At 54.1% G+C, this 21417-nt stretch carries 22 protein-coding genes, 1 tRNA gene and 2 pseudogenes; 9 read left to right on the top strand and 16 right to left on the bottom strand.

The window, feature by feature from the left end; translation table 11 throughout:
* Window positions 1-252: 252 nt before the first annotated feature.
* Window positions 253-2946, top strand: a complete 2694-nt coding sequence (locus DBV39_RS10725) for a bifunctional diguanylate cyclase/phosphodiesterase (RefSeq protein ID WP_108621519.1) — start codon at window positions 253-255, stop codon at window positions 2944-2946.
* 72 nt (window positions 2947-3018) lie between these two features.
* Here DBV39_RS10725 and DBV39_RS19730 read toward each other — a convergent pair whose 3' ends face one another.
* The 7 genes and pseudogenes from DBV39_RS19730 to DBV39_RS19955 all read right to left on the bottom strand — a co-directional run.
* Window positions 3019-3255, bottom strand: coding sequence for a hypothetical protein (locus tag DBV39_RS19730; protein ID WP_193853023.1), 237 nt, complete (start codon window positions 3253-3255; stop codon window positions 3019-3021).
* A gap of 3 nt (window positions 3256-3258) precedes the next feature.
* A complete protein-coding gene (locus tag DBV39_RS19725) occupies window positions 3259-3459 on the bottom strand; it encodes a hypothetical protein (protein WP_193853022.1) in 201 nt (66 codons plus the stop codon).
* Between the two features lie 504 nt (window positions 3460-3963).
* Window positions 3964-4083, bottom strand: a complete 120-nt coding sequence (locus DBV39_RS19960) for a type II toxin-antitoxin system YafQ family toxin (RefSeq protein WP_265415994.1) — start codon at window positions 4081-4083, stop codon at window positions 3964-3966.
* 86 nt (window positions 4084-4169) lie between these two features.
* The gene (locus DBV39_RS10710; protein ID WP_108621518.1) at window positions 4170-4448 is read right to left on the bottom strand and encodes a type II toxin-antitoxin system RelB/DinJ family antitoxin; all 279 of its coding nucleotides are present in this window, start codon (window positions 4446-4448) and stop codon (window positions 4170-4172) included.
* Between the two features lie 220 nt (window positions 4449-4668).
* The gene (locus DBV39_RS10705) at window positions 4669-4926 is read right to left on the bottom strand and encodes a HepT-like ribonuclease domain-containing protein (RefSeq protein WP_456093831.1); all 258 of its coding nucleotides are present in this window, start codon (window positions 4924-4926) and stop codon (window positions 4669-4671) included.
* 94 nt (window positions 4927-5020) lie between these two features.
* A complete protein-coding gene (locus DBV39_RS10700) occupies window positions 5021-5311 on the bottom strand; it encodes a nucleotidyltransferase family protein (RefSeq protein ID WP_108621517.1) in 291 nt (96 codons plus the stop codon).
* Window positions 5312-5658: 347 nt separating this feature from the next.
* Window positions 5659-5811, bottom strand: a pseudogene (locus tag DBV39_RS19955) (transposase domain-containing protein); the annotation flags it as partial.
* Between the two features lie 3 nt (window positions 5812-5814).
* On the opposite strand from DBV39_RS19955, the pseudogene DBV39_RS19510 reads away from it, so the two are divergent.
* Both DBV39_RS19510 and DBV39_RS10685 read left to right on the top strand, forming a co-directional pair.
* Window positions 5815-6024 (top strand): annotated as a pseudogene (locus DBV39_RS19510) (transposase domain-containing protein); the annotation flags it as partial.
* 153 nt (window positions 6025-6177) lie between these two features.
* The gene (locus DBV39_RS10685; RefSeq protein WP_227870588.1) at window positions 6178-6837 is read left to right on the top strand and encodes a Fic/DOC family protein; all 660 of its coding nucleotides are present in this window, start codon (window positions 6178-6180) and stop codon (window positions 6835-6837) included.
* A gap of 335 nt (window positions 6838-7172) precedes the next feature.
* Here the strand turns inward: DBV39_RS10685 and DBV39_RS10680 are convergent.
* Window positions 7173-7262, bottom strand: a tRNA-Leu gene (locus DBV39_RS10680).
* A 179-nt stretch (window positions 7263-7441) separates the two neighbouring features.
* Here DBV39_RS10680 and DBV39_RS10675 point away from each other — a divergent pair.
* The 6 genes from DBV39_RS10675 to DBV39_RS10650 all read left to right on the top strand — a co-directional run bounded on the left by DBV39_RS10675 (window position 7442) and on the right by DBV39_RS10650 (window position 15144).
* Window positions 7442-9541, top strand: a complete 2100-nt coding sequence (locus DBV39_RS10675; protein ID WP_159078904.1) for a tetratricopeptide repeat protein — start codon at window positions 7442-7444, stop codon at window positions 9539-9541.
* Window positions 9542-9563: 22 nt separating this feature from the next.
* A complete protein-coding gene (locus tag DBV39_RS10670; RefSeq protein ID WP_108623225.1) occupies window positions 9564-10553 on the top strand; it encodes a GDP-L-fucose synthase family protein in 990 nt (329 codons plus the stop codon).
* A complete protein-coding gene (locus DBV39_RS10665; RefSeq protein ID WP_108621513.1) occupies window positions 10550-11923 on the top strand; it encodes a nucleotide sugar dehydrogenase in 1374 nt (457 codons plus the stop codon). Before DBV39_RS10670 ends, DBV39_RS10665 begins: the two co-directional genes overlap by 4 nt.
* Window positions 11923-12924: an NAD-dependent epimerase/dehydratase family protein gene (locus DBV39_RS10660; RefSeq protein WP_227870587.1), complete on the top strand. Its 1002-nt coding sequence runs from the start codon at window positions 11923-11925 to the stop codon at window positions 12922-12924. The genes DBV39_RS10665 and DBV39_RS10660 overlap by 1 nt, the downstream gene beginning before the upstream one ends.
* 149 nt (window positions 12925-13073) lie before the next feature.
* Complete coding sequence (hemN, locus tag DBV39_RS10655; protein ID WP_108621512.1) at window positions 13074-14471, top strand: oxygen-independent coproporphyrinogen III oxidase; 1398 nt, start codon at window positions 13074-13076, stop codon at window positions 14469-14471.
* 1 nt (window position 14472) lies between these two features.
* Window positions 14473-15144, top strand: a complete 672-nt coding sequence (locus tag DBV39_RS10650; protein ID WP_108621511.1) for a Crp/Fnr family transcriptional regulator — start codon at window positions 14473-14475, stop codon at window positions 15142-15144.
* Window positions 15145-15164: 20 nt separating this feature from the next.
* Here the strand turns inward: DBV39_RS10650 and moaC are convergent, their stop codons facing one another.
* From moaC to DBV39_RS10610, 8 genes are all read right to left on the bottom strand, one after another.
* Window positions 15165-15650, bottom strand: a complete 486-nt coding sequence (gene moaC / locus DBV39_RS10645; protein WP_108621510.1) for a cyclic pyranopterin monophosphate synthase MoaC — start codon at window positions 15648-15650, stop codon at window positions 15165-15167.
* A complete protein-coding gene (gene moaE, locus DBV39_RS10640) occupies window positions 15647-16162 on the bottom strand; it encodes a molybdopterin synthase catalytic subunit MoaE (protein WP_108623223.1) in 516 nt (171 codons plus the stop codon). The genes moaC and moaE overlap by 4 nt, the downstream gene beginning before the upstream one ends.
* A gap of 8 nt (window positions 16163-16170) precedes the next feature.
* Complete coding sequence (locus DBV39_RS10635) at window positions 16171-16428, bottom strand: MoaD/ThiS family protein (RefSeq protein WP_108621509.1); 258 nt, start codon at window positions 16426-16428, stop codon at window positions 16171-16173.
* A gap of 2 nt (window positions 16429-16430) precedes the next feature.
* Entirely contained in the window at window positions 16431-17672 is a 1242-nt protein-coding gene (locus tag DBV39_RS10630) for a molybdopterin molybdotransferase MoeA (protein ID WP_108621508.1), read from the bottom strand.
* A gap of 43 nt (window positions 17673-17715) precedes the next feature.
* On the bottom strand, window positions 17716-18714 hold the full coding sequence (gene moaA / locus DBV39_RS10625) for a GTP 3',8-cyclase MoaA (RefSeq protein WP_227870586.1): 999 nt from the start codon (window positions 18712-18714) through the stop codon (window positions 17716-17718).
* 202 nt (window positions 18715-18916) lie between these two features.
* On the bottom strand, window positions 18917-19240 hold the full coding sequence (locus DBV39_RS10620) for an AtuA-related protein (protein ID WP_108621507.1): 324 nt from the start codon (window positions 19238-19240) through the stop codon (window positions 18917-18919).
* A gap of 77 nt (window positions 19241-19317) precedes the next feature.
* Complete coding sequence (locus DBV39_RS10615; protein WP_108623221.1) at window positions 19318-20742, bottom strand: acyclic terpene utilization AtuA family protein; 1425 nt, start codon at window positions 20740-20742, stop codon at window positions 19318-19320.
* 178 nt (window positions 20743-20920) lie between these two features.
* Window positions 20921-21232: a hypothetical protein gene (locus tag DBV39_RS10610; protein ID WP_108621506.1), complete on the bottom strand. Its 312-nt coding sequence runs from the start codon at window positions 21230-21232 to the stop codon at window positions 20921-20923.
* Window positions 21233-21417 lie beyond the last annotated feature (185 nt).

Raw genomic sequence — 21417 nt, 5'->3', positions numbered from 1 at the left:
GCAAATAATAAGTTAAGCTAACGTTTATTTAGCATGTCTTTGTCTAGTCTCCGGTCCCAGGTGGTTGAATGAACCGGATATTCGATTGGAAAATTCGACAGGATTGGCCGACTGATCAGCGGTCTGGTTGACTGCCTGGACTGACATGCACATGACAACCGGATTGGCAGATGTGTTCGCGCGTGGCTTTGGGAGCTAGCGTCGCTGAAATGCCATTCGGCTTTTTGTGGCTGATATTCTGGAACTCTCACAATGTCTCAGAGCCCGTTAGCGCTTGGCCCTGCCATTTCGAACCCTCTGCAAGTCATCCTGCAGAAGTTCCTCCGCTTGTACCTGTTCGTTGCCATTCCTGCGGTGTTCTGGATCGGTGTAGCGGGTCTGCTCGGAGCGCTCCGGCTTGGGAGGACTGCTGACACAGGCTATGTGTTTATGTCGCCAGGTGTTGCAGGGCTCCTGGTTTGCACCGCCGCCTGTCTGCATAGGGCAAGGTCAACTCGAAGGCATACGCGACCTTGGGTATTGGCGGCTGCGACTTTGTTGCTATCAGCATGGCTGGCTGATCATCAGGTGGCGAACTGGCACGGGGAGCGGGACGCATTTCTGGGCATCGCGTTGATCGTGGGTGGCTTCGCCGTGCTGCTTGCGTCCAGATTCAAGCCCGAGCAGGGCGGTGAACTCACCCCCACATACGGACGCGCCAGTATCGCTCTGACTCTGGTGGGCACCTTTGCAAGTGTGATGGGTTCTTATCTGATGGTCGAGCGTGACCTGGTTCAGGGGCAGCATTACGTGCAGGCCAGAGCAGAATTTGTCGGCCATACGCTGAAGATCTCGTTCGATCAGCCTATCGGTTCGATTCAGCGCATGGCTGACCGCTGGAAATCGATGGGGGGACGTTCAGCAGATAAATTCGTCCGGCAGGAGTTCAGAAGTCATATCCGGGACATGCCGTCCATCGTGCGTTTCAGTTTGATCGGAGAGGATGGGGGAGTTGGTACGAACGTCCATGTTGACACCTTGGGCGATGATCTGGAGTCATTGCTCAAGTCAGAAATGGCATTCTGGGCTTTTCTCGATTCAGTGCATAAATCAGGTGAAGCGGGAATGTCGGCCCCAGGACTCGTACCAGGCAAACCACAGATCGCTTTTGTGGCGGCACCACTCGGCAATCCTGATGCAGATTGGTCAGGGGCTGTCGTCGCGACCGTGGATCTGACTGTCCTTGTCGAAGATGCCTTCACTGATGAACCGCCGTGCTGCTTCGTGGCCAACGGCAATAATGTTCCGTTTTTTCGGTCAGCCAACACCATAGGTACGCCTGCGGTTGCGATCGCACGCGACAGTTTTCAGTTTCCGAGAGTGTTTCCATTTGAAGTCACTTTCTGGAAGGAGAAACTACCGGGAGAGGTGGGGATGTCCAGCTACCCGGTCTGGGTGCTTGTCATCGGGCTGCTGTTCACATTCTTCTCTAATGCCAGTCAACGACTGGCACAACTCGCGCTTCACCGTGCGAGACTGTTGCAGGAGCGTGCGCTCCAGGATCCGTTGACGGGCCTGCCCAACAGACGAAAGTTGCGCCGAATGTTGCAAGTCGCATTCAATGAGATGGATTCAGAATGTGATCTGGCCCCTGCCCAGACTCGTCATACCCGCCTTCAAACCCACCCTCAGACTCAAGATTCGCCGGGTGCTGTGGTGGATTTGCGCCCATCGTTGGTGTTTATCGACATGCAAGGGCTTAGATTGATCAATGATTCGCTCGGCCATGAACTGGGCGACCGCCTGATTGTGAAGGTGGCTGCTCGCTTGAAGCGGCTTCTGGATGAGTCTTATGAGCAGATGGGATTGGCGCAGCCCCCGCTGCTCGCCCGGGTGGATGCAGGCGAGTTTGTAGTTTTTCTGCGTAAGACGAATGACGAGGTTCTGACTATTCTGGCCGAAGCCATAATGAATGTGCTTGCAACGCCTGTCAGTGTTGACGGTCACGAGCTGACTGTTTCTGCTTCCATCGGAATCAGCAGTGCCCAAGGCAGGCTCTCGGATCCCATGCAACTCGTGCGTGAGGCTGATCTTGCCTTGCTCGCTGCCAAGCAGCGCGGTACGCGCGCCTGGGCTCAGTACAACGAGGCGATGGGAGCGCAGGCTGCGCTCAGGATGGAGTTGGCGCATAGGCTCAAAAGCGCCCTGGTTGAGGGCGAGCTTTCCATGGTGTACCAACCCCTCATTGATGTCCGTAGCGGTCAGATCAAGGGCATGGAGGCCCTGGTCCGCTGGAAACACCCGGAGTATGGTTTCATCTCGCCGGCACAGTTCATTCCGATGGCAGAGGAGTCAGGTCAGATCGTCGAATTGACCAACTGGACGTTATGGCAGGCTTGTTCAGTTTCTCCTGGCATGCGTGCGGATGGCGGGTCAGCCATTGTGCCGGTTGCGGTCAATATTTCGCCTGTGTATTTTCAGCGCGATGATTTCGTAGACCAGATCAGGCACGTTCTGAAGAAGACCGGTGTTGACCCTGACCAGTTACAAATCGAGATCACAGAAGGTGTGTTGCTCAAAGAACAGCAGCAAGCTGTTACTAAACTGACCGAGCTTCGAAGAATGGGGGTCGTGATTTCTCTAGATGATTTTGGAACCGGATATTCCAGCTTGAGTTACCTCAAGAATCTTCCCATCGACAAGGTAAAGCTTGACCGGTCATTTGTAGTGGATGTCACTACCAGCGAAGCGGATGCCGAGTTGGTACGCGGTGTCATCGAAATTGTGCACAACTTGAATATGGTTGTTGTGATTGAGGGTGTGGAAACAGCGGAGCAGGCAAGTCTGCTCAGTTTGCTCGGGAGTGACCTGTTCCAGGGGTATCTGTTTTCCAGGCCACTGACAGCGTGTGATATGCAGGCACTGATCAGGAATTGTTGCGATTTCCGTCAAGTGTTCGATCACTGATGACGCATGAGTCTATTGAGTTCGAGATATTTTTGTTCCGTAATCTGTCTTGCTTCGGATACTCTCGCTGAATCAAGCCTGCTTGTCGTCGTCCTTGAGCAGGATGAAATTCTCGATCAGTCTAATCACAGAATCCTTTTGTGCGGGCGGGCTCTCAGCAATCAGCAGTGCGATTGCCACAAGCGCGTTGTCCTTGATCAATTGCTCGACGGGTCTGGCAAACAGTGCCTGGTTGCGCCGTAGACACCATAGGAAAAGAAATGAACCGCAGCGTTTGTTGCCGTCGGCCAGTGGGTGATTCTTGATCACGAATTAGAGCAGGTGGGCAGATCTACTCGCAATGTTCGGATTCGAAAGTTCGCCGCCGAATCCTTGTTCTATCGTTCCCAGCGTCGAGGCGAGCCCGTTGCCACGAACCTGCGCGAAGAGATCCGTGGCTTTCTCTTTCGCCATCAATGCGCGCTTGAGTTCATTCATGCCAGTGAGTGCTTCATCCAGCTCAATTGCTCGCATGCCGGATTGCACAGTGTTTATTGAGGACAGTGCCTGTTCATCATATGCCTGTAGCAAATCCCAGGATCGTGCGAAGTCCTGAATCAATCGGGTGACGCAACCCGGTTGGAAATCGCCGGTGGATCGATTTCTCTGTTCCTGAAACATGTACTTCCATCATCCTGTCGAGCCTAACGTAAGCCAAGGAGGTAATGCATCGAATTCTTCAGGATGGTGCCCGGGGCCAGAATCAAAAGCCGCATGAAAAAGGGTTTTAGGGTGTTTGAGGAAAATTTTGCCTTTCCCCATAAAAACAACAGTGTGGTGGCAGACGGGTCTGAAAGGCGTGGTCGGGAAAGAGGGGTTGTCTTGTGGCACCGAAGTATCGTCAGAGGCGATGGGATGAATTCGCTGCCCCGACTTATGGCTACGAGAATCGTTCGGAATGGGTGCCGCTCCGTACAAATACTACTAGGCCGTGTTTGCTTGTGTCATCAAGGCTGTATATCAGCAGAAAGTCGCCACCTACGTGGCACACTCCCGATAGCCAGCCCAATCCCCCGTCAGGGCGTGATCCAGCCACTCAGGCGGTAGACGGCCATTGTTGGCTGTCAATAATCCCATGACCTCTTTCAGTCGGTTCATGTCGTACCGACCAGAGTGTGATAACCGTTTCCAGTCCTTCAGAAAACGCTTTGGTGTAATCCGACGCGTGTGGAAGACTGGTTCGCTTACTTGCGGCTGGCTTTCTCGAGGTCATCAATCAGGGATTCAGGGTTATTGAAGCGGGCACGACGGGTCTTGATGATTTCCCCTGCTTCGGCCATTGCCGCACGGCTACGAGCATTTGGGGCCTTGACCGCGAATGGTAGCTCTTTGTCGGCGACAACCCTGGTCAGGAAGACGCGGATAGCATTAGACACGGTCAAACCCATCGAGGATAGCGTTTCCGTGGTCTGAGCCTTGATCTTTTCGTCTACACGCACATGCACCATTGTGGTGGTTGCCATAAAGGTCTCCAACTGAGCGTGATTGAGATACATCGTATCGCAAATCGGTGGCGCGTCGCTACGTTTGCCAACGGTGTCAGCAGGGCGCAACAGGGACAATCGGGAAAAGCAGGTTAGATTGGTTTTGTATACCAATTTTCAGGATTCTTTATTGGGACCTGTTTCTTACTCAAGGAGGTGTCGCAAGCGTGGCAAAACCTTCGTTGGTAAGAGGCAGGCGCTAACAGGGTTCCTGTCGTAACCGACGTATATCTTCGATCAAATCAGGTAATGCCATTTGAACCGTATCCCAGACCACATCGAGATTGATATCGAAGTATCCATGAGCAATGCGATTGCGCATTCCACGCATGCTGCGCCAAGGCACCTGATTGTGCTGCGCAACAAATTCAGGAAATCCATCCATAATTTTAGTTGAGGCTTCTCCGACGATGATCAGACTCATGATCACAGCCTGCTGCGTTCGCTTGTCCTCAATAAAGTCGTCTTTGCTCAGACCCCCGATAAAGATACAAACGTCTGAGACGCCGCATGCTGTATGTGCTCGAGGTAATCTCCCAGCCGGTTTTGGTTCATATCAGTTGGGCTTTTGAGAGTACTTTCGCTCTGAACTTGGCAGGCAAATCGGCTGGCGTTAAAAGATCAACTCGAGCACTTAACACTGTCTCTAACTCGTCCTGTGGGCCACCGAGATCAAACAGTGTGGCGCCCGGCAAAGCATCAACCAACAAGTCGATGTCACTTCCCTCCTTGTCGGTTCCGTGCATCATCGACCCAAAGACTCTTGGGTTAGTTGTGCGATAGCGCATGACTGTTGCCCGGATTAGGCTGCGCTTAGCGTTCAGGATGTCCGACGGTTTCATGAGGATCTGTTGATGTTTGATGGTATCCAGTCCATTGACCCCATGATTGCGGGTTGATCGTGCCTGGTGGGATCATGTGGCTGACATTTTTCAGCATCAGACACATGACACAGCACGATCCGACCGGATGGCGAACCCACCTGCAACTCATCAAAGAAGAAACGATCCGCACCAGGGTTTGTGCGCGACGTGGAGTTACGGATCTTCAGGCGCTTACACGGGCGCAGCAAATGCACAGCCCGTTCGAAGAAGTCAAACTACGTCCGGACTCGTTGCTGACTGTTTGTCAACGCACTGTCTGTTATGCCGATGATTCCCGTGCGACCAGATTCATGGCGAGATCCTCGTCATGAATATTCCACGGCCAACGCTTCGTAGTCATCGGCGTTCTGAGCCAGGGGCAATCGCTCGAGCATGTAGCACAACCATGCATAAGGCTCTTTGCCGTTGGCTTTGGCTGACTCAACGAGCGAATAAAGCAACGCACTGGCTTTGGCACCGGCTGGTTGTTCAGTGATACCCAGGCTGGTGCGCACGCCAGTGCTCTGATCTATTCCCTGGTCGAGACGGCCAAAGGTTGTGGACACGAACCCTACCTGTGGTTGTGCTACGTCCTGCGCAGACTGGCGCTGGCTCAGAATGTCGACGATTATGAGGCCTTGATGCCGTGGAATCTTCATCCACAGAATTTAATCAGTCAGACTGAAAGTTGACCAGCCCCATGTTTATGGAGCGGGTACGAATCAGGAAAAGCAGCTGACTTTTTCTCCGTCTGATCCAATCCCCAAGTTAATGCAGTGGCCAGTGCCACTTCACTGTCAGGGCTTTGTGCAGCTACCGCTTCTATCAGCGAACAGAGTTCGCGTATGATGCAAATCGTTTTTATGCCTAAGAACTCGGCCGGAGCATTTTGGATGAGTCGCTACACAGTTCATGGTGATGAGGGTGAGTTTCAACCTGGTTCACATGGTTTGGTTTTACGCAACAGGGTCGGCATTGTTTCTCTTGATGAGATGAATGAGCTGGAATTCGAATTACTGGCCCAACTCTACGAAAGCATACTTCTTACAGATTTTCCAAATCGTGTTCTATCAATCGAAGATATCAAATCCTGGCACCTACGTTGGTTAGGTAACGTTTATGACTGGGCTGGACAAGAGCGATCGGTCAACATGTACAAAGGGGGCTTTGCATTCGCTGCGGCAGGACAAATTCCAACATTGTTGGCGCAATTTCAGAGAGATTGCCTTGAGCGTTGGACCCCATGCGTTAGCTCGTCCAGCGAACATTTAGTCGAAGCGATTGCTGTGACCCACGTGGAGCTGATACTGATCCACCCTATCCGGGAGGGTAACGGTCGCCTCTCTCGTTTATTGGCAGATGTAATGGCTGTGCAAGCTGGCCTTGAACCCTTGGATTACAGCTATTGGGAGGCCAACAAAGATGGCTACATTAGTGCGATTCACCAGGGCATAGCAATGAACTATGAACCGATGAAAAAATGTGTGAGGTTAGCTATGCGTTAGAGTTCGACGGCAACTACATAGCCAACTTGATGTTTATAAAACGACGCTTGGTAGGATCTTTCAATTTTTGCTCGAGCGCTTGAACGTTCTGTCCGGTTTCAACAGCAGTAGAGCTAGCAACGGCACGACGAACCGAGGCAAGGCTTGGCTTCTTATGAGTTGAAATAGACTTTTTTCCTGATTCCATAGGTAAGAGTGTACCGAATATTTTGGATCCAGCGGTAATCCTATATCAAATCACCGGCTGAGCCGGCTTCGCTTTGAGTGGATCACTCACGCCAATCAAACTGAAATTTAACTAAAAAACCTCAATAAAATCAAGTGTTTGAAAGCCATGGTGCCCGGGACCGGAATCGAACCGGTACGACCGTTTTAGGGTCGGAAGATTTTAAGTCTTCTGTGTCTACCAATTTCACCACCCGGGCACAGGCTCACATTCTACGACAATCGGCGAGCTCGCGTCGTGGGCAATTCGTCAACGTCAACACGGTGCGCAAGCTGTATTGGAATCGGGCATACTCTCACAGGTTGTCGTCAAGTCAGAGTGTGGGTTCCCAGAATCTGTTTTCTTGGCGTCGCTCAAGAGATCAAGACAGGTGAGTACGTGAATCCAGAACAATCCATCGATCAGGCCGCCCATCTATTGCAATCTGGTAAGCCCGGGAAAGCTGCGCAGATCCTCAAGCGAGTCATTCAGAAAGTGCCTTCCCATGCTCATGCTCACCACCTGTATGGACTTTCACTGTTTCAGGAGCGTCAGTTCACAATGGCCGCTCGATCCGTAGGCAAGGCGATCGCGCTTGAGCCTGGCAATCCCGTATTCCGGAATAATCTTGGATTGATTCTGATCGCTGACGGTCAGGCAGACAAGGCAATTGATACCCACACCGAGGCCATCAACCTTGATCCGTCTCGTCCTGATTCCTACTTTCACCGAGCCAATGTGTATCGGCACGAGGGAGACTTCGTGCGTGCCGTAGAAGATTACGAACAGGTTCTGAAGTGGGATCCATATGCGGTCGAGGCAATGAGTAATCTGGCTAGTGTGCTGATTTCTCTGTTCGAGTACGAGAGGGCAGGAAAGCTGCTGGACGATGCGCTGGTGATTCGCCCCGGATTTGCGCATGCGTGGAACAACCTTGGTCTGCTCAGGCAGCAAACAGACCAGCCCGATGAGGCTGAGAGTGCGTTCAGCAAAGCGATCGAATGTGCGGCTGATTTCCTGGAGGCACACGTCAACCTAGGCAGCTTGCTGATGCGGTTGAATCGTTATGCGCAAGCGGTGCAGGTGTTCCAGAAGGTCCTGAAGCTCAATCCTGCACAAGCATTTATTTATGGAAATCTGGCTTACTGCCAGTCGATGCTTTGTGACTGGAGTCAGTATCGGCAGGTCTGGTCTCGCATAGAAGAGCAAACTCGTCGAGGTGGCCTGGCCTGCGGTCCGATCATCTTTCTGAATGGATCGGATGACCCCGTACTTGCGCGCAAGCTGGCGCTTGCATACACCAGATTTTTTGTGCCGGATCTTGCAATGGCGCCGTTTGTGCACAGACCGCGTCAGTCGACAAAGCTTCGAATCGGTTACTTCTCGACAGATTATCGTGAGCATCCAGTGGCCACTTTGATTGTTGGGGTGCTCGAGCAACATGATCGGGAACAGTTCGAGATTTATGGCTATGCGCTTAACAAGGATGATGGCAGCGCGATGCGTAAACGCATGCACCAGGCCTTCGATCAGTTCATAGATATCAGTGGAATGGCTGATGAGAAGGTTGTCGAGATGACGCGAGAGCATCAACTGGACATTGCGGTCGACCTGAATGGGTATACGGAAGGATGTCGCCCGGCCATTTTCGGGACACGCGTTGCACCAGTCCAGCTGAGTTATCTCGGGTTTCCGGGTACATCAGGGGCAGCACACTTTGATTACACGGTGGCGGACCGTCATATCATCCCGCAAGACAGTCAGGCGTTCTACACCGAGCAACTGCTCTACATGCCAGAGTGTTTTCAACCGAACGATGACAGTCGAACCCTCTCAACCGACAAGCTGACTCGAGGCGAGTTTGGGTTGCCCGAGGATGCTGTTGTCTTTTGTTGCTTCAACAAGCTCTATAAGCTCAATCCCGAGGTGTTCACGAGCTGGATGCAGATCTTGCAGCAGGTGAAGGGCAGTGTCTTGTGGCTCTACACTGAGGACGAAACAGCGCGTCAAAATCTCCGTCGCGAAGCGACAAAGACGGGTGTATCGCCTGAGAGACTGGTGTTCGCAGGCAGAACAGAGAAGTACGAGCATCACCTGGCGCGTTACCGTCTGGCAGACTTGTTTCTTGATACCTTTCCTTATACGGCCCATACGACTGCGAGTGATGCCATGTGGGCTGGCTTGCCAGTGTTGACGAGAAGCGGCCAGTCGCTAGCCTCACGAGTCGGAGAGAGTTTGCTGATGACGCTCGGCATGGATGAACTGGTGACAAGAACGATTCCCGAATTCATCAACAAAGCTGTCGAACTGGCGAACGAAGGCGAACCTGGCAGTCGTCAAGGCTTCGAGCGTCTGAAGTCGATGCTGGGCAAGGCCAGGCAAGACAGTTCGCTTTATGACACAAAACAGTATGCGCGCTGGCTGGAACTTGGTTACAGAATGGTGCACGCAAGAGCATCAGAGGGACTGTCGCCGCAGACCCTGTCGGTTCCGCGGTAAATGACGTTGACAAATGGAAGCAATGAGTAACGTAATCAAAGTGTTTGTAGCCGGTCACAGAGGGATGGTCGGGTCTGCCATCGTACGCCAGCTTGAAGGGCGGCCGGATGTGGTCTTGCTGACCCGGTCCAGTACAGAACTAGATTTGCGGAACCAGGCTCAGGTCATGGCGTTCTTTGAAGAACACCGGCCAGATCAGGTCTATCTTGCTGCAGCCAAGGTTGGAGGCATTCTTGCTAATCGCAACTATCCGGCAGATTTTCTGTATGACAATCTGCTGATCGAGGCCAACGTGATTGAGGCGGCGCGCCAGACGGGTACGGCAAGACTGCTTTTCATGGCTTCAAGTTGCGTCTATCCGACACAGGCAGAACAGCCGATTGCCGAGGAGGCTCTTTTGACGGGGCCGCTCGATCCCAACACGGAACCCTACGCGATCGCCAAGATCGCAGGCCTCAAGCTGTGCGAATCCTATGAGCGTCAGTATGGCATTGTGCACGCGACGGATTTCAGATGTGTAGTGCCGTCAAACGTCTATGGTCCGGGAGACAATTATCACCCGGATAACTCGCATGTTGTGGCGGCGTTGTTGCGTCGCTGCCATATCGCGAAAGTCCAGCAGCAGCCCGTGCTGACAATCTGGGGCAGTGGAAAGCCTGCGCGCGAGTTCTTGCATGTAGATGATCTGGCCCTGGCTTGTGTGAAAGTCATGCAGGCTGATCGCAGCGAGTACGATACATGTACCACCCCCAGGCGTCGGTATCTGAATGCGGGTGCGGGCACTGATCTGCCCATCGCAACTCTTGCCCAGGCCATTGCCAAGGTTGTTGGATACGCCGGAAAGTTCGAGTTTGATTTGAGTAAACCGGACGGAACAATGCGAAAGCTGCTTGACTCAACGCGACTGCGCTCGCTTGGATGGTCGCCTGAACTGAGTTTTGAATCTGGATTGCGCGGTATGTACGAGGACTATCTCGCCCGATATGGGGCGAGCGACAAGGAGTTTGCATGAGCCAGACACCACCTGCTCAGCCGTCCGGGCAGCAGACAGGGACAGACTGTCCGTTTGATATCGCCGTGGTGGGGCTAGGTTATGTCGGACTCACGCTTGCGACAGTACTGGCTGAAGTCGGATTCAGAGTGCTGGGTGTTGAAAAGCGCGCAGATGTTGTGAACATGACCAATCAGGCCATGCCGCATTTCTCGGAGATCGGACTGGCTGATGCACTGGCTCGAGTCAGGGATGCCGGACGGCTTGAGGCCGTGGTCGCCTTTCCACAACAGACGCAGGCGAGTGTTTACATCATTACCGTAGGTACACCGCTGGACGCAAACGGAAAGGTCCGGCTCGACATGATTGAGGCAGCGTCCAGAGAAGTCGCCAGGAACATGCAGGATGACGCACTGGTAATTTTGCGCTCCACTGTACATGTCGGAACGGCTCGTAACGTTGTCTCGCGGATTCTCAACGAATCTGGCAAGCGCTTCGAGATCGCGGTCTGCCCGGAACGAACGCTCGAAGGCAAGGCTCTTCTGGAGTTGCGCCAGTTGCCTCAGATCGTGGGCGCGGATGATCAGTCCGTGCGAGAGCGTGCCGAAAGAGTGTTTCGCCGGCTGACCAAGTCAATTGTCCAGGTCACTACGCTTGAGTCGGCTGAAATCATCAAACTCGTTGACAACACCTATCGGGACTTGCAGTTCGCGTTTGCCAACGAAGTGGCACGCGTGTGTGAGGCCTGGGATGTCAATGCTCACGAGGTGATTGCGTCGGGCAAACTTGGCTACGAACGAACCAATGTCGCGCTGCCTGGTCTGGTTGGAGGACCGTGTCTCGAGAAGGACCCTCACATCTTTCGGCAAAGTGCTCAGGCCCGCGGAATTGACCTCGAAATTACAGCAGCCAGTCGCCTGGTCAATGAGCGCCAACCACTGGAGACCGTAACCTTCATCGTGAAACAGTTGCAGAGCCGGGCTATCCAGGGCAGGGTTAGGGTTGCGTTGCTGGGTATGGCTTTCAAGGGGCGTCCGGCGACGGATGATTTGCGCGGTTCCATGTCGTTAAGGGTCCTGCAGTTGTTGAAGCTGGCGCTGCCGGACGCCGAGATCGTTGTCTATGATCCGGTTGTCGCCTTGGAAACATTACGTTCGCAGGTCAAGGACGTGCTGGTTGCAGCCTCCATCAGCGAGGCCATCAGCCAGGCACATGTAACTGTCATTGCCAACAATCATCCCGCACTTGGAATGCAGTCACCGATCGCGCTACAGCGGCTTATGCACCCAGATGCCTTCATCTATGACTACTGGAATCATTTCAGTGACCTGTCTGACGCCGAACTGGGGCATTCGTACTTCGCGGTTGGCAATTTGAGTGGAAGGGCTTGATGATGCGTAAAGTGGTGGTGACAGGCGGTAGCGGATTCATTGGTGCTCACCTGGTTCGTGCGTTGGTGACAGCCGGAGATGCGGTCGTTGTAATCGATAATCAACTCAGGGGTGACGCGAACAGACTGCATGACATACGTGCAGAACTGGATATGCGTGAAATCGATGTCCGGGATGAAGACGCCGTGACCGAGGCAGTAAGAGGTGCTGATGTCGTGATGCACCTCGCTGCGGTCAATGGGACAGAGAACTTTTACCAACAGCCTGAACTCGTGCTGGATGTCGGCATTCGCGGGGCTCTCGCTGTTGTCAATGCTTGTCGACGGGCAGATGTGCCAGACCTTGTCGTGGCTTCTTCAGCGGAAGCGTATCAGACACCAACTGTGATTCCGACACCCGAAACGGTCCCGCTGATGCTGCCCGATAGCCTGAATCCTCGGTACTCCTACGGTGGCTCCAAAATCATTTCCGAGCTGATTGCCATGAATTACGGGCGCGATCACTTCAGAAAGCTGCAGGTTTTCAGGCCGCACAATGTCTACGGCCCCCGGATGGGTACCAAACATGTGATTCCGCAGTTGACGCTCAGGATAAAGGAACTGATGCAACAGGTAGGGCAGGGTACTGTGATTGATCTTCCAATACAGGGCACCGGACAGGAAACCCGTGCATTCTGCTACGTGAGTGATGCGGTTCAGGGGATACTGACGATGTATGAGCATGGCGGGCACAGAGAGATCTATCACATCGGCAACGATGAGGAAGTCACCATTGAACAGCTGGCGAATCGTATCGGTCGTGCGATGGGGGTCGCCATCAAGACGCACGGCTCTGATGCCCCGGCAGGTGAAACCTCGCGCCGATGTCCCGACATCAGCAAGATGCGCAAGATCGGGTATGCCCCCGAAGTGATGCTTGAAGAAGGGGTGGCTCTGACTGTGACGGACTACCTTTCAGAAGATTCCCGGCCTCACCAGACCTACCACAACCCGTTGTTGTAGGCGCGTCTGGGCCGACGAGTTTTCCGTGTTGCAGAAACCCTGCTGAGATACCTGAGGTTTCCAGGATTTGCGCCAGCTTCTTGTTCTGGATCAAATGTAAGGGGTGATGAGCTGCGCTACGACGATTCCGTTGGGTATATCTTGTTAGCATGCACACGACACATATCACCCCTCTGGAGTTTGACTCCGAACTGGTTAGCCGTCACGACGGGCATGGACCCCGGTATACGTCCTATCCGACCGCAGACCGATTTGCACCGCATCCTGTGACCGATGCCTACGTTGCTGCGATCAAGGCGCGAAACGCCGGTGCCAGTGCGAGTCCGTTGTCGCTGTATGTTCACATTCCGTTCTGCGACACCGTCTGCTATTACTGCGCCTGTAACAAGATTGCGACGCGCCATAAGAGTCGCGCTGATGACTATCTCGATGATCTTGAGCGCGAAATAGCGATGATCAGACGTTTGTTTGCGGACAAGCCAGTTGTTAGCCAGTTGCACTTTGGTGGAGGCACACCGACCTTCCTGACCAACGACCAGATGTGTCGGTTGCTGGACATGTTGCACGACGCGTTTGACTTTGCTTCAGATGCTGAGTGCTCGATCGAAATTGATCCACGCAGATTGCAGGAAGGCGCTTTGGCCCTGTTGCGAGAGTATGGTTTCAACAGGATGAGCATCGGTGTTCAAGACGTCGATGAGCGGGTCCAGAAGGCGATCAATCGTATCCAGCCCACTGAGGTGACGCACGGAGTGCTGGAGCAGGCGCGCGAGCTTGGTTTCAGATCCATCAACATGGATCTGATCTATGGACTGCCCTATCAGGATACGGTCACGATGGCACGTACGCTGGAAACAGTCGTCAACTGGCGTCCAGACCGGATCGCACTCTACAGCTACGCGCATCTGCCTGAGCGATTCATGCCGCAGCGCCGCATTGATACTCAGAAAATGCCCGGTCCGAAAGAGAAACTGGCGATGCTCAAGCTGGCAGTCACCACGCTACTGGATGCTGGCTACGTGTACATCGGTATGGATCACTTTGCTCTGCCGGATGATGAGCTGGCACAGGCGCTGGACCAAGGGACTTTGCAGCGTAACTTTCAGGGTTATTCCACACGCGCTGACTGTGACCTGATCGCGCTAGGTGTTTCGGCCATCAGCCGGGTGGGGCATGTCTATGCCCAGAATGCTCGCACAGTCGAAGAGTATGCACAATCGCTTGATCGTGGAGAGCTTCCACTGATTCGGGGTCTGGTCATGAACCGTGACGACGAAGTTCGTCGCGATGCGATTCATTCCTTGCTGTGTCAGTCAGAGCTTGATCTTCAGGCGATGAGTCACAGATGGGAGATTGATGCCGGCGCGTACTTCGCCACTGAAATTGAGTCTCTGGCCGATCTGGAACGCGACGGGTTGGTGACTGTTTCCGACGAGCTGATTCAGGTCACACCCAAAGGCAGGTTTCTTGCGAGGGTCGTGGCCATGCGATTTGACAAGTACTTGCGTGCCGGTACGCCCATGGTTCGTTATTCAAAGGTCATCTGACATGGACATGCAGCTTGAGCACACGGATCTTCTCCCATCTTTGCCTGTCTTTGATGGGGTCGGTCGGGTTCATCTAGCCTGGCTGGCCAGCGTTGCCAGGCGGCTAAGTCTCAAGCGTGGCGAGACTCTCTTCGAGAAAGGCCAACCAGTCCAGTTTCTCTATATTCTGCTCAACGGCCATATCAAGCTGGCGGTCCCGGCCGGCCATGGACAGGAGAAGATCCTGGAGTTTTTGAAACCAGGTGACGCGTTTGGTGAGTCTGTACTGCTACCTGACCATCGCTGGATTGCCACGGCTCAGGCATTGTTTCCATGCAAACTCCTGGCGTTGAGCCTGTCTGATCTCGCGACAGCTGTCGAGCGTTCACCTGCTTTCGGGCTGCGTTTGCTGGCCAACGTCAGCCAGCGGGTCGAAACACAGTTCATGGATCAAGAATCTGGCGCCTTGCGCAACGCTGTTCAGCGCGTGGCTGAGTACGTGCTCAGGCAGCCTAAAGTGGGCAATCAGGCCCGGTTTCTTTATCACAAGCGGGCCATCGCTTCCAGACTGGGTTTGCAACCAGAAACGTTTTCCCGATCACTCAAACAACTGGTGACGGATGGTCTGATCACAGTGCAAGGTGCGCGCATCGTCATTCATGACGAGGACGCCCTGCAGGCCATGGTAGCTTAGGATGTTCGCGACAGGTGAGTTTACGGACTGTTACGTCGCCACTCACCCGATTTTCCGCCTCGTTTTTCCTCGAGCTGGACCGACCCGATGACCATGGCACGGTCAACGGCTTTGAGCATGTCATAAATCGTGAGCAAAGCCACGCTGACTGCGGTCATGGCCTCCATTTCAACACCGGTCTGTCCAACGGTTTGAGTCGTTGCGGTGCATCGGATCTGGCGTTTCGCATCATCGAGCTCGAACTCGACTGCCACTCGAGTCAGTCCAATCGGATGACAAAGTGGGATCAGTTGTCCGGTTTGCTTGGCTGCCATGATCCCTGCGATACGGGCAATTCCCAGGACATCCCCCTTTTTGCTGTCACCCTGAACAACTTTCTCGAAAGAAACCTGTGACAAACTGATAATGCCGGATGCAACAGCCATTCTCGCAGTACTTGGCTTGTTGCCCACGTCGACCATATGGGCCTGACCGCTGGCATCGAAGTGTGTCAGATGCCCCTTCATGATCGAGTCCTTTCCTCGGAGTGGTCGCAGCACTGATCGGGCTGTTGCCAACGCTTGAGAGCACTATTGTCAGACTCACGGCTTTTGACCCAGCGAGAACCATCTGGTGTCTGTTCTTTCTTCCAGAAGGTTGCTTGAGTTTTGAGATGATCCATGATGAAAGCACAGGCATCGAGCGCCGCATGTCGATGGGCGCTGGCAGTGAGCACCATGACGATGTTCTCTCCTGGGTTGAGCTTGCCAACCCGGTGTACAACCCTCGCGGCCGTGATCGGCCACCTCTGTTTTGCCTGCTCAAGAACTTGCAACATGACCTTCTCGGTCATGCCAGGGTAGTGCTCGAGTTCCAGCGCCTTGACAGCAGCGCCTGAGTTGTAATCCCGAACTCGCCCGACAAACGTGGCCACTGCGCCGTCTGATGTGTCGCCTAAAAGGAAGTCTTCATACTCCTGGCCAACCTGAAACGGCACTTGCTGTACCCGTGCCTCAAATGCCTCGCGTGTCTTGGTCATCAGCTTGCTCACCCTCCGGTCACTGGGCGAAAGAGTGCTACCTCAGCATTGGCGGGAATCTCTGCGTCTCGCCTGGCCATCTCCTGGTTGATTGCAATCCTGAGGGGCTCATCTGATGCGAGTGCGGACGACCACGGATCGCCTTTCTCGATCAGTTTTGAAAGCAGTCCATCGACCGTCAGGTGATCGGTTGCGATATCCATGGTTTCGTTTGCGAGGCTGATCTGCTCTCGAAGTTCGCCGAAGTAAAGTATCGTTACTGACATGACTAACCCTCAATCAGATCGGACAGGGGCAAGTATGACACGGTGTCACCTGCCCGGATGGTTGAGCCAGCCGGTATGTCGACCAGGCCATCAGCCCATGCAACACTGCTCATGACGCCAGATCCCTGGTTGGGCCAGTGTTCAAGCACGACTGCTCCCTGGCTGACGCGGCGGCGACGGACCCTGATGAACTCGCGGCGGCGGTCGGGTTTGGGCCAGTCAAACCCGGCAATCATGGGCTGAGGTGCCAGTACAGGTGCGGCCATGCCGAGTTTTGCCCTAAGGAATGGCAACGCCATCAACACGAATGTCACATAGGCACTAACCGGATTTCCGGGAAGCCCCAGAAAATCAGTCTCATGTACTTTTCCGTAAGCCAGTGGCTTGCCTGGCTTCATTGCAATCTGCCATAGATCGATGTGACCCATGGATTCGACAGCGGCACGGACGTGATCTTCCTCTCCGACCGATACCCCACCGCATGTAATGATAAGGTCGGCTTGTTCACTTGCCGTGTGCAGTGCGACTTTAGTGTCATGTGGGGTATCAGGGACGATACCGGGGTCCATGACGTCACAGCCAAGTTGAGTGAGCAATGCCTGTAGCCAGTAGCGATTGCTGTTGTAAATCTGTCCCGGACCAAGAGGCTGTCCAGGCTCGATCAGTTCGTCTCCGGTCAAAAGCAAAGCGACTTTGAGTCGCCGACGAACGGTAAGCGTCGTGATGCCGACTGAAGCGGCAAGCGCCAGATGCGCAGGTTTGAGCACACTCCCGGCAGTCAGGATGTCACTGCCTATGGCGATGTCTTCGCCCTGAGCGCGTACAAACTCTCCTTCGGGCACTGCTTTGTCGATCTGTACCGATCCATCTTCAAGGAGCTGCACATTCTCTTGCGCAATGACTGCATAGGTATTTTCTGGAACGGGGGCGCCGGTGAATATCCTGGCCGCCTGACCGGGTTGTAGCGCCGTTCCTTGTGATCCTGCAGCAATCCGTTGCGTCACCTGAAGTTTCATCGGAACTGTTGTCGGGCTGGCTGGGCATATGGCGTAACCGTCCATTGCACTGTTAGCAAAGCCGGGTACATCCATTGGCGAAGGGACCGCTTGGGCAAGCACACGGCCATTGGCCTGAAGCAGCGAGACTTCCTCTGCCTGGGCAATTACGCGTGCAAAAGAAAGTAACCTCTCGCGAGCGAGGTCGAAATCCATCAACGGCGCACGGGTGGATCTGGGTTGATTCATGGCTTGAAACGTCTATAAACAGTTGATTGTCTGGAAACCCGGCTCAGCCACCGGTCTGGGACATGAAACGCACGATTTTTTCGGGGGTCTCCAGAAAGTTGTGGCGCTCCGGTTTGAGTTCGATGCCAGACTGTAGTGCCTGGACTATTACCTCATCGTCTTCAGGGTGAGCACGAAGCAGGTCGCGCATCTCGATGCGTTCTTCCTGACCAAGACACAAATAGATCGTCCCGTCCACGGCGAGCCGAATTCTGTTACAGGTCGCACAGAAATGCTGACTGATCGGCGTGATGACACCGATTGTCGTGCGAGCGTCCTGAGTTTGCCAGTATCTGGCCGGTCCGCCACCTAGTTCACCGATCACCGGGATCAGATCGTGCTCGAGTTTGAGTCGCTCGAGAACGGGTTGCAGCGAGGCTGTGCCAGTCTGACGTGCAGTGTCTCCCATAGGCATCGTTTCGATCATGCGTAACATCAGCCCCCGGTCTCGACAGAAGCGAAACATGTCATCCACCTCCGTGTCGTTGACACCAGGCATCAGAACCATGTTGATTTTGACAGGATGCAAGTCAGCTTCGCAGGCAGCGTCAATACCGGCGATGATCTGGTCGAGCACGTTTCGGCCGCAGATTTCCTCAATCTTGCGAGCATGCAAACTGTCCAGGCTGATGTTGACCCGGCTGAGTCCGGCCTGCTTCAGGTCATTTGCGAAGCGTGGCAACCTGACAGCATTGGTCGATAGCGAAATGTCCTGAATGCCAGCCTCGTGGCGGATTCGGTGGACCAGGTCTGGCAGATTCTTGCGAAGCAGAGGTTCACCACCTGTCAGACGGATTCGACGAGTTCCGTTTTGTCCGAGGATGCGGGTCAGGCGCGTGATCTCGTCAAAAGTCAGCCAGCCTGCGGGCTCCCGGTAGTCTTTGAAACCCTTGGGCATACAGTAGGCGCAGCGCAAATCGCATCTGTCCGTGACGCTGATGCGTACGTACTCGATCGTGCGTCCATAGCGATCTGTCAGTCGGTTTTTCAGTTCGTTGCTCAATCTGTTGCTCAATGACTCAATCTGGTTTGTCTTGGTGATCAATCCACCCGAAGTGATCAGTTGTAGTTTACGCACGCTGCCGCCGTTGCTTTGAGCAGTCGGGCGTCGCGCAGTCACTATTTTCAGGGGGCTGATGATTCAAAATATCGCCCCATCTGTTCTTAGCATAGCGTTGTAAGCGGGGTCAGGTCCTGCAAATCCCCTAAACCTCCATGGTGAGCAAATGGTACGACAGTGATTTACCGTGCATGTCGAGATTGAGTGAGTCATTTACGCCGCCGTCAAGGACATCGTCGATAACGAAGTTCATCGCATGTAGTCGAGGCAGAACATGCCGCGTGACCCGGGTTGGGTGTCGATACGCGAAATGTTCTGCCACGCGCTGCTCCGTGACCTGACGCACGAGTCGCTCAAACTCTTCACTTTTGTACGCAATGACACTGATATTGATACGGTTACCTTTGTCTCCCGTGCGGGCATGAGCGAAGTGATACAGCGCTCTCGTGCTCAGTGCGTTCTGATCCATACTCCTTCCTCTGTGTCTTGATCCTCGGTGGGCTTGTTTTTCGCTGGTTGTCTCTATCGACTGATTGATGCTGCGGGTCAGATGATCTCGAACCTGGCCGGGAGCTTGTTGCGATCAATCAGGCAAGAACTTGTCGAGAGACGCTGTCGTTTGTTCACTCTGGCGCCTCCACCACCGGCCGGTCCGCAGGTCCAAAGCGCAGTGACCTCTCTTAGCAATCGCTCAATGACTGTCAGGTCCATATGTTGTGCCGACACTCTGAGGCGAATATCCATTGGCACTGCGAAGGCAACAGGCCAGCGTTGTTCTATATCAGTCGCTTTGTCATCTGCGGCAGCATCTGGATGACTCGAAGCCTCGAGTCTGGTCAGGCTCTGGTCGAGCATTTCGCTGCCGTCATCGTTGAAGATGCTTGTTAGACCAATCAGATCGAATCGCATTCTGAAGAGATGACCCAGGCGCTTTTGCAGGATGTCTCGTGCCAGTCTCGCTCTGGCCAGTGCATTCGGGCCGGCATAAGAAATTTCCCCTTCACCAAACCAGCCACCGTCAAAGAACACATTCGCCTTCAGTGTGCTGGTCCGAGGGTGTCCCTTGACGCCAGTCAGTCTGACCTGGTCCGGGCCCACTTCGGCCACCTGTGCATCCGAGATATCCGCGACAACGTCAGGTGTGATGTAGGCGCCAGGGTCGTGTACTTCATACAGCAATTGTTCCTTGACGGTTCGTACGCTGACTCGACCGCCTGTCTGGTCAGCCTTGGAAATGATGCAACTGCCGTCTTCGAATATCTCTGCAATCGGGAATCCGACCTGATCCATCTCTGGAATGTCCTTGTACCCCGGATCCGCAAAATACCCGCCGGTGACTTGTGCGCCACATTCGAGCAGGTGGCCAGCCATGGATGCGCCGGCGAGGAAGTCCCATTCATCATCCTGCCATCCGTAGTGAGCCATGACCGGACCAAGGGTCAGGCAGGGGTCTGCGACCCGGCCGGTCACTACGATCTGTGCGCCTGCCAGAATGGCGTCGGCAATCTCACGGGACCCTTGGTAAGCATTGGCACAGACAAACCGCTCACGATCAAACTCGGAACCGAGCCTTTCCTCGAGCAATGACAACCCGGTTTGCCCGGACAGGTCATCACCGGTGACGACCGCGATACGTGGTCGCTCAAGGCTCATTTCGGCGGCCATGGCTATGATTTTGCGTGCCGCGGCGTGCGGATTTGCCGCACCAAAGTTGCTGACAATCGTGACGCCATGCTGCAGACATAACCCCAGGATGGGACGGATCTCGAGTTCCAGGAGTGGCTCATAACCCAGGTCAGGATTGCTGCGCCTGGTGATCTGCTGCTGGGCGAGTGTGCGCTCAGCCAGGTTCTCGAAGATGATAGCCGAAGGCGCTCCACGTCTTATCAAGGTCTGGACGACAGGCAGGGCCACATCGACACGATCACCCGAAAATCCTGCAGCGCAGCCAACCAGAATGGATTGAGTCAAAACAGCCTCCTCGTCGATAGAGCCTGACCTGGTGGTCGATGCGATCAGGTCACTCTGGATGCCGGGCACGAGTTGTACGGTGACAGCCAACACCAAAAACCGGATCTTTCACGATGACTGTACCTGAATGGCGTCCTCATGCAACGGATTCACCAAATGGCCCGCATCAGTCTATTCCTTATGGGTTGTTTGAGGACTTCAGGTGCTGTCGGAGTGCGGGTATGAACTCGACGATAAAAAGAATCAGGGCATAGAGGCCAATTGCTCCCAGTAGTCCATACCGAACATATGCAAGGGTCAGGATGGCACCCGTAACGGCGAGTACCATGACCGGCTTGAGGGTTGCACCAATTGCAAAGCAATAGAGAAAATAAGCCAGCAAACCAAGCCCCCACCAACTGGCATGAAAGTACGCCATGCTTGTCAGGAATGTGACGAGCATGACTTCAAGGCTGCCGATCAAAACGCCGATGAGATAAATCCTGTTCATGTTGCGTGTTGAGATTCCGGTTTTTTGGGTTACGGTAGCGTCTGGCACATTGGATGTGTGAGAGCCGACTCGATCTGGCTAGTGTTCGCGTGGATGGGACACTGGTTTACTCCAGAAGCCCGTCAGCATACCGCACCACAGACACGGGGGCTTGTCTGAAAGGCAATCCCCCGGAACGAGTGCCT

The sequence above is a fragment of the Orrella marina genome (assembly GCF_003058465.1).
In the GTDB taxonomy this organism is placed as follows: domain Bacteria; phylum Pseudomonadota; class Gammaproteobacteria; order Burkholderiales; family Burkholderiaceae_B; genus Algicoccus; species Algicoccus marinus.
Note: the sequence above shows the minus strand (reverse complement) of the source record. Positions and strands in the feature narration are given on the sequence as shown.

Coding starts and splice junctions, on each gene's coding strand:
- DBV39_RS10725 (WP_108621519.1), top strand. CDS start 253: ATGTCTCAGAGCCCGTTAGCGCTTGGCCCTGCCATTTCGAACCCTCTG.
- DBV39_RS19725 (WP_193853022.1), bottom strand. CDS start 3,459: ATGCGAGCAATTGAGCTGGATGAAGCACTCACTGGCATGAATGAACTC.
- DBV39_RS19960 (WP_265415994.1), bottom strand. CDS start 4,083: ATGAACCGACTGAAAGAGGTCATGGGATTATTGACAGCCAACAATGGC.
- DBV39_RS10710 (WP_108621518.1), bottom strand. CDS start 4,448: ATGGCAACCACCACAATGGTGCATGTGCGTGTAGACGAAAAGATCAAG.
- DBV39_RS10700 (WP_108621517.1), bottom strand. CDS start 5,311: ATGAAACCGTCGGACATCCTGAACGCTAAGCGCAGCCTAATCCGGGCA.
- DBV39_RS10685 (WP_227870588.1), top strand. CDS start 6,178: ATGATGCAAATCGTTTTTATGCCTAAGAACTCGGCCGGAGCATTTTGG.
- DBV39_RS10670 (WP_108623225.1), top strand. CDS start 9,564: ATGAGTAACGTAATCAAAGTGTTTGTAGCCGGTCACAGAGGGATGGTC.
- DBV39_RS10665 (WP_108621513.1), top strand. CDS start 10,550: ATGAGCCAGACACCACCTGCTCAGCCGTCCGGGCAGCAGACAGGGACA.
- DBV39_RS10660 (WP_227870587.1), top strand. CDS start 11,923: ATGATGCGTAAAGTGGTGGTGACAGGCGGTAGCGGATTCATTGGTGCT.
- hemN (WP_108621512.1), top strand. CDS start 13,074: ATGCACACGACACATATCACCCCTCTGGAGTTTGACTCCGAACTGGTT.
- DBV39_RS10650 (WP_108621511.1), top strand. CDS start 14,473: ATGGACATGCAGCTTGAGCACACGGATCTTCTCCCATCTTTGCCTGTC.
- moaC (WP_108621510.1), bottom strand. CDS start 15,650: ATGAAGGGGCATCTGACACACTTCGATGCCAGCGGTCAGGCCCATATG.
- moaE (WP_108623223.1), bottom strand. CDS start 16,162: ATGACCAAGACACGCGAGGCATTTGAGGCACGGGTACAGCAAGTGCCG.
- DBV39_RS10635 (WP_108621509.1), bottom strand. CDS start 16,428: ATGTCAGTAACGATACTTTACTTCGGCGAACTTCGAGAGCAGATCAGC.
- DBV39_RS10630 (WP_108621508.1), bottom strand. CDS start 17,672: ATGAATCAACCCAGATCCACCCGTGCGCCGTTGATGGATTTCGACCTC.
- DBV39_RS10620 (WP_108621507.1), bottom strand. CDS start 19,240: ATGGATCAGAACGCACTGAGCACGAGAGCGCTGTATCACTTCGCTCAT.
- DBV39_RS10610 (WP_108621506.1), bottom strand. CDS start 21,232: ATGAACAGGATTTATCTCATCGGCGTTTTGATCGGCAGCCTTGAAGTC.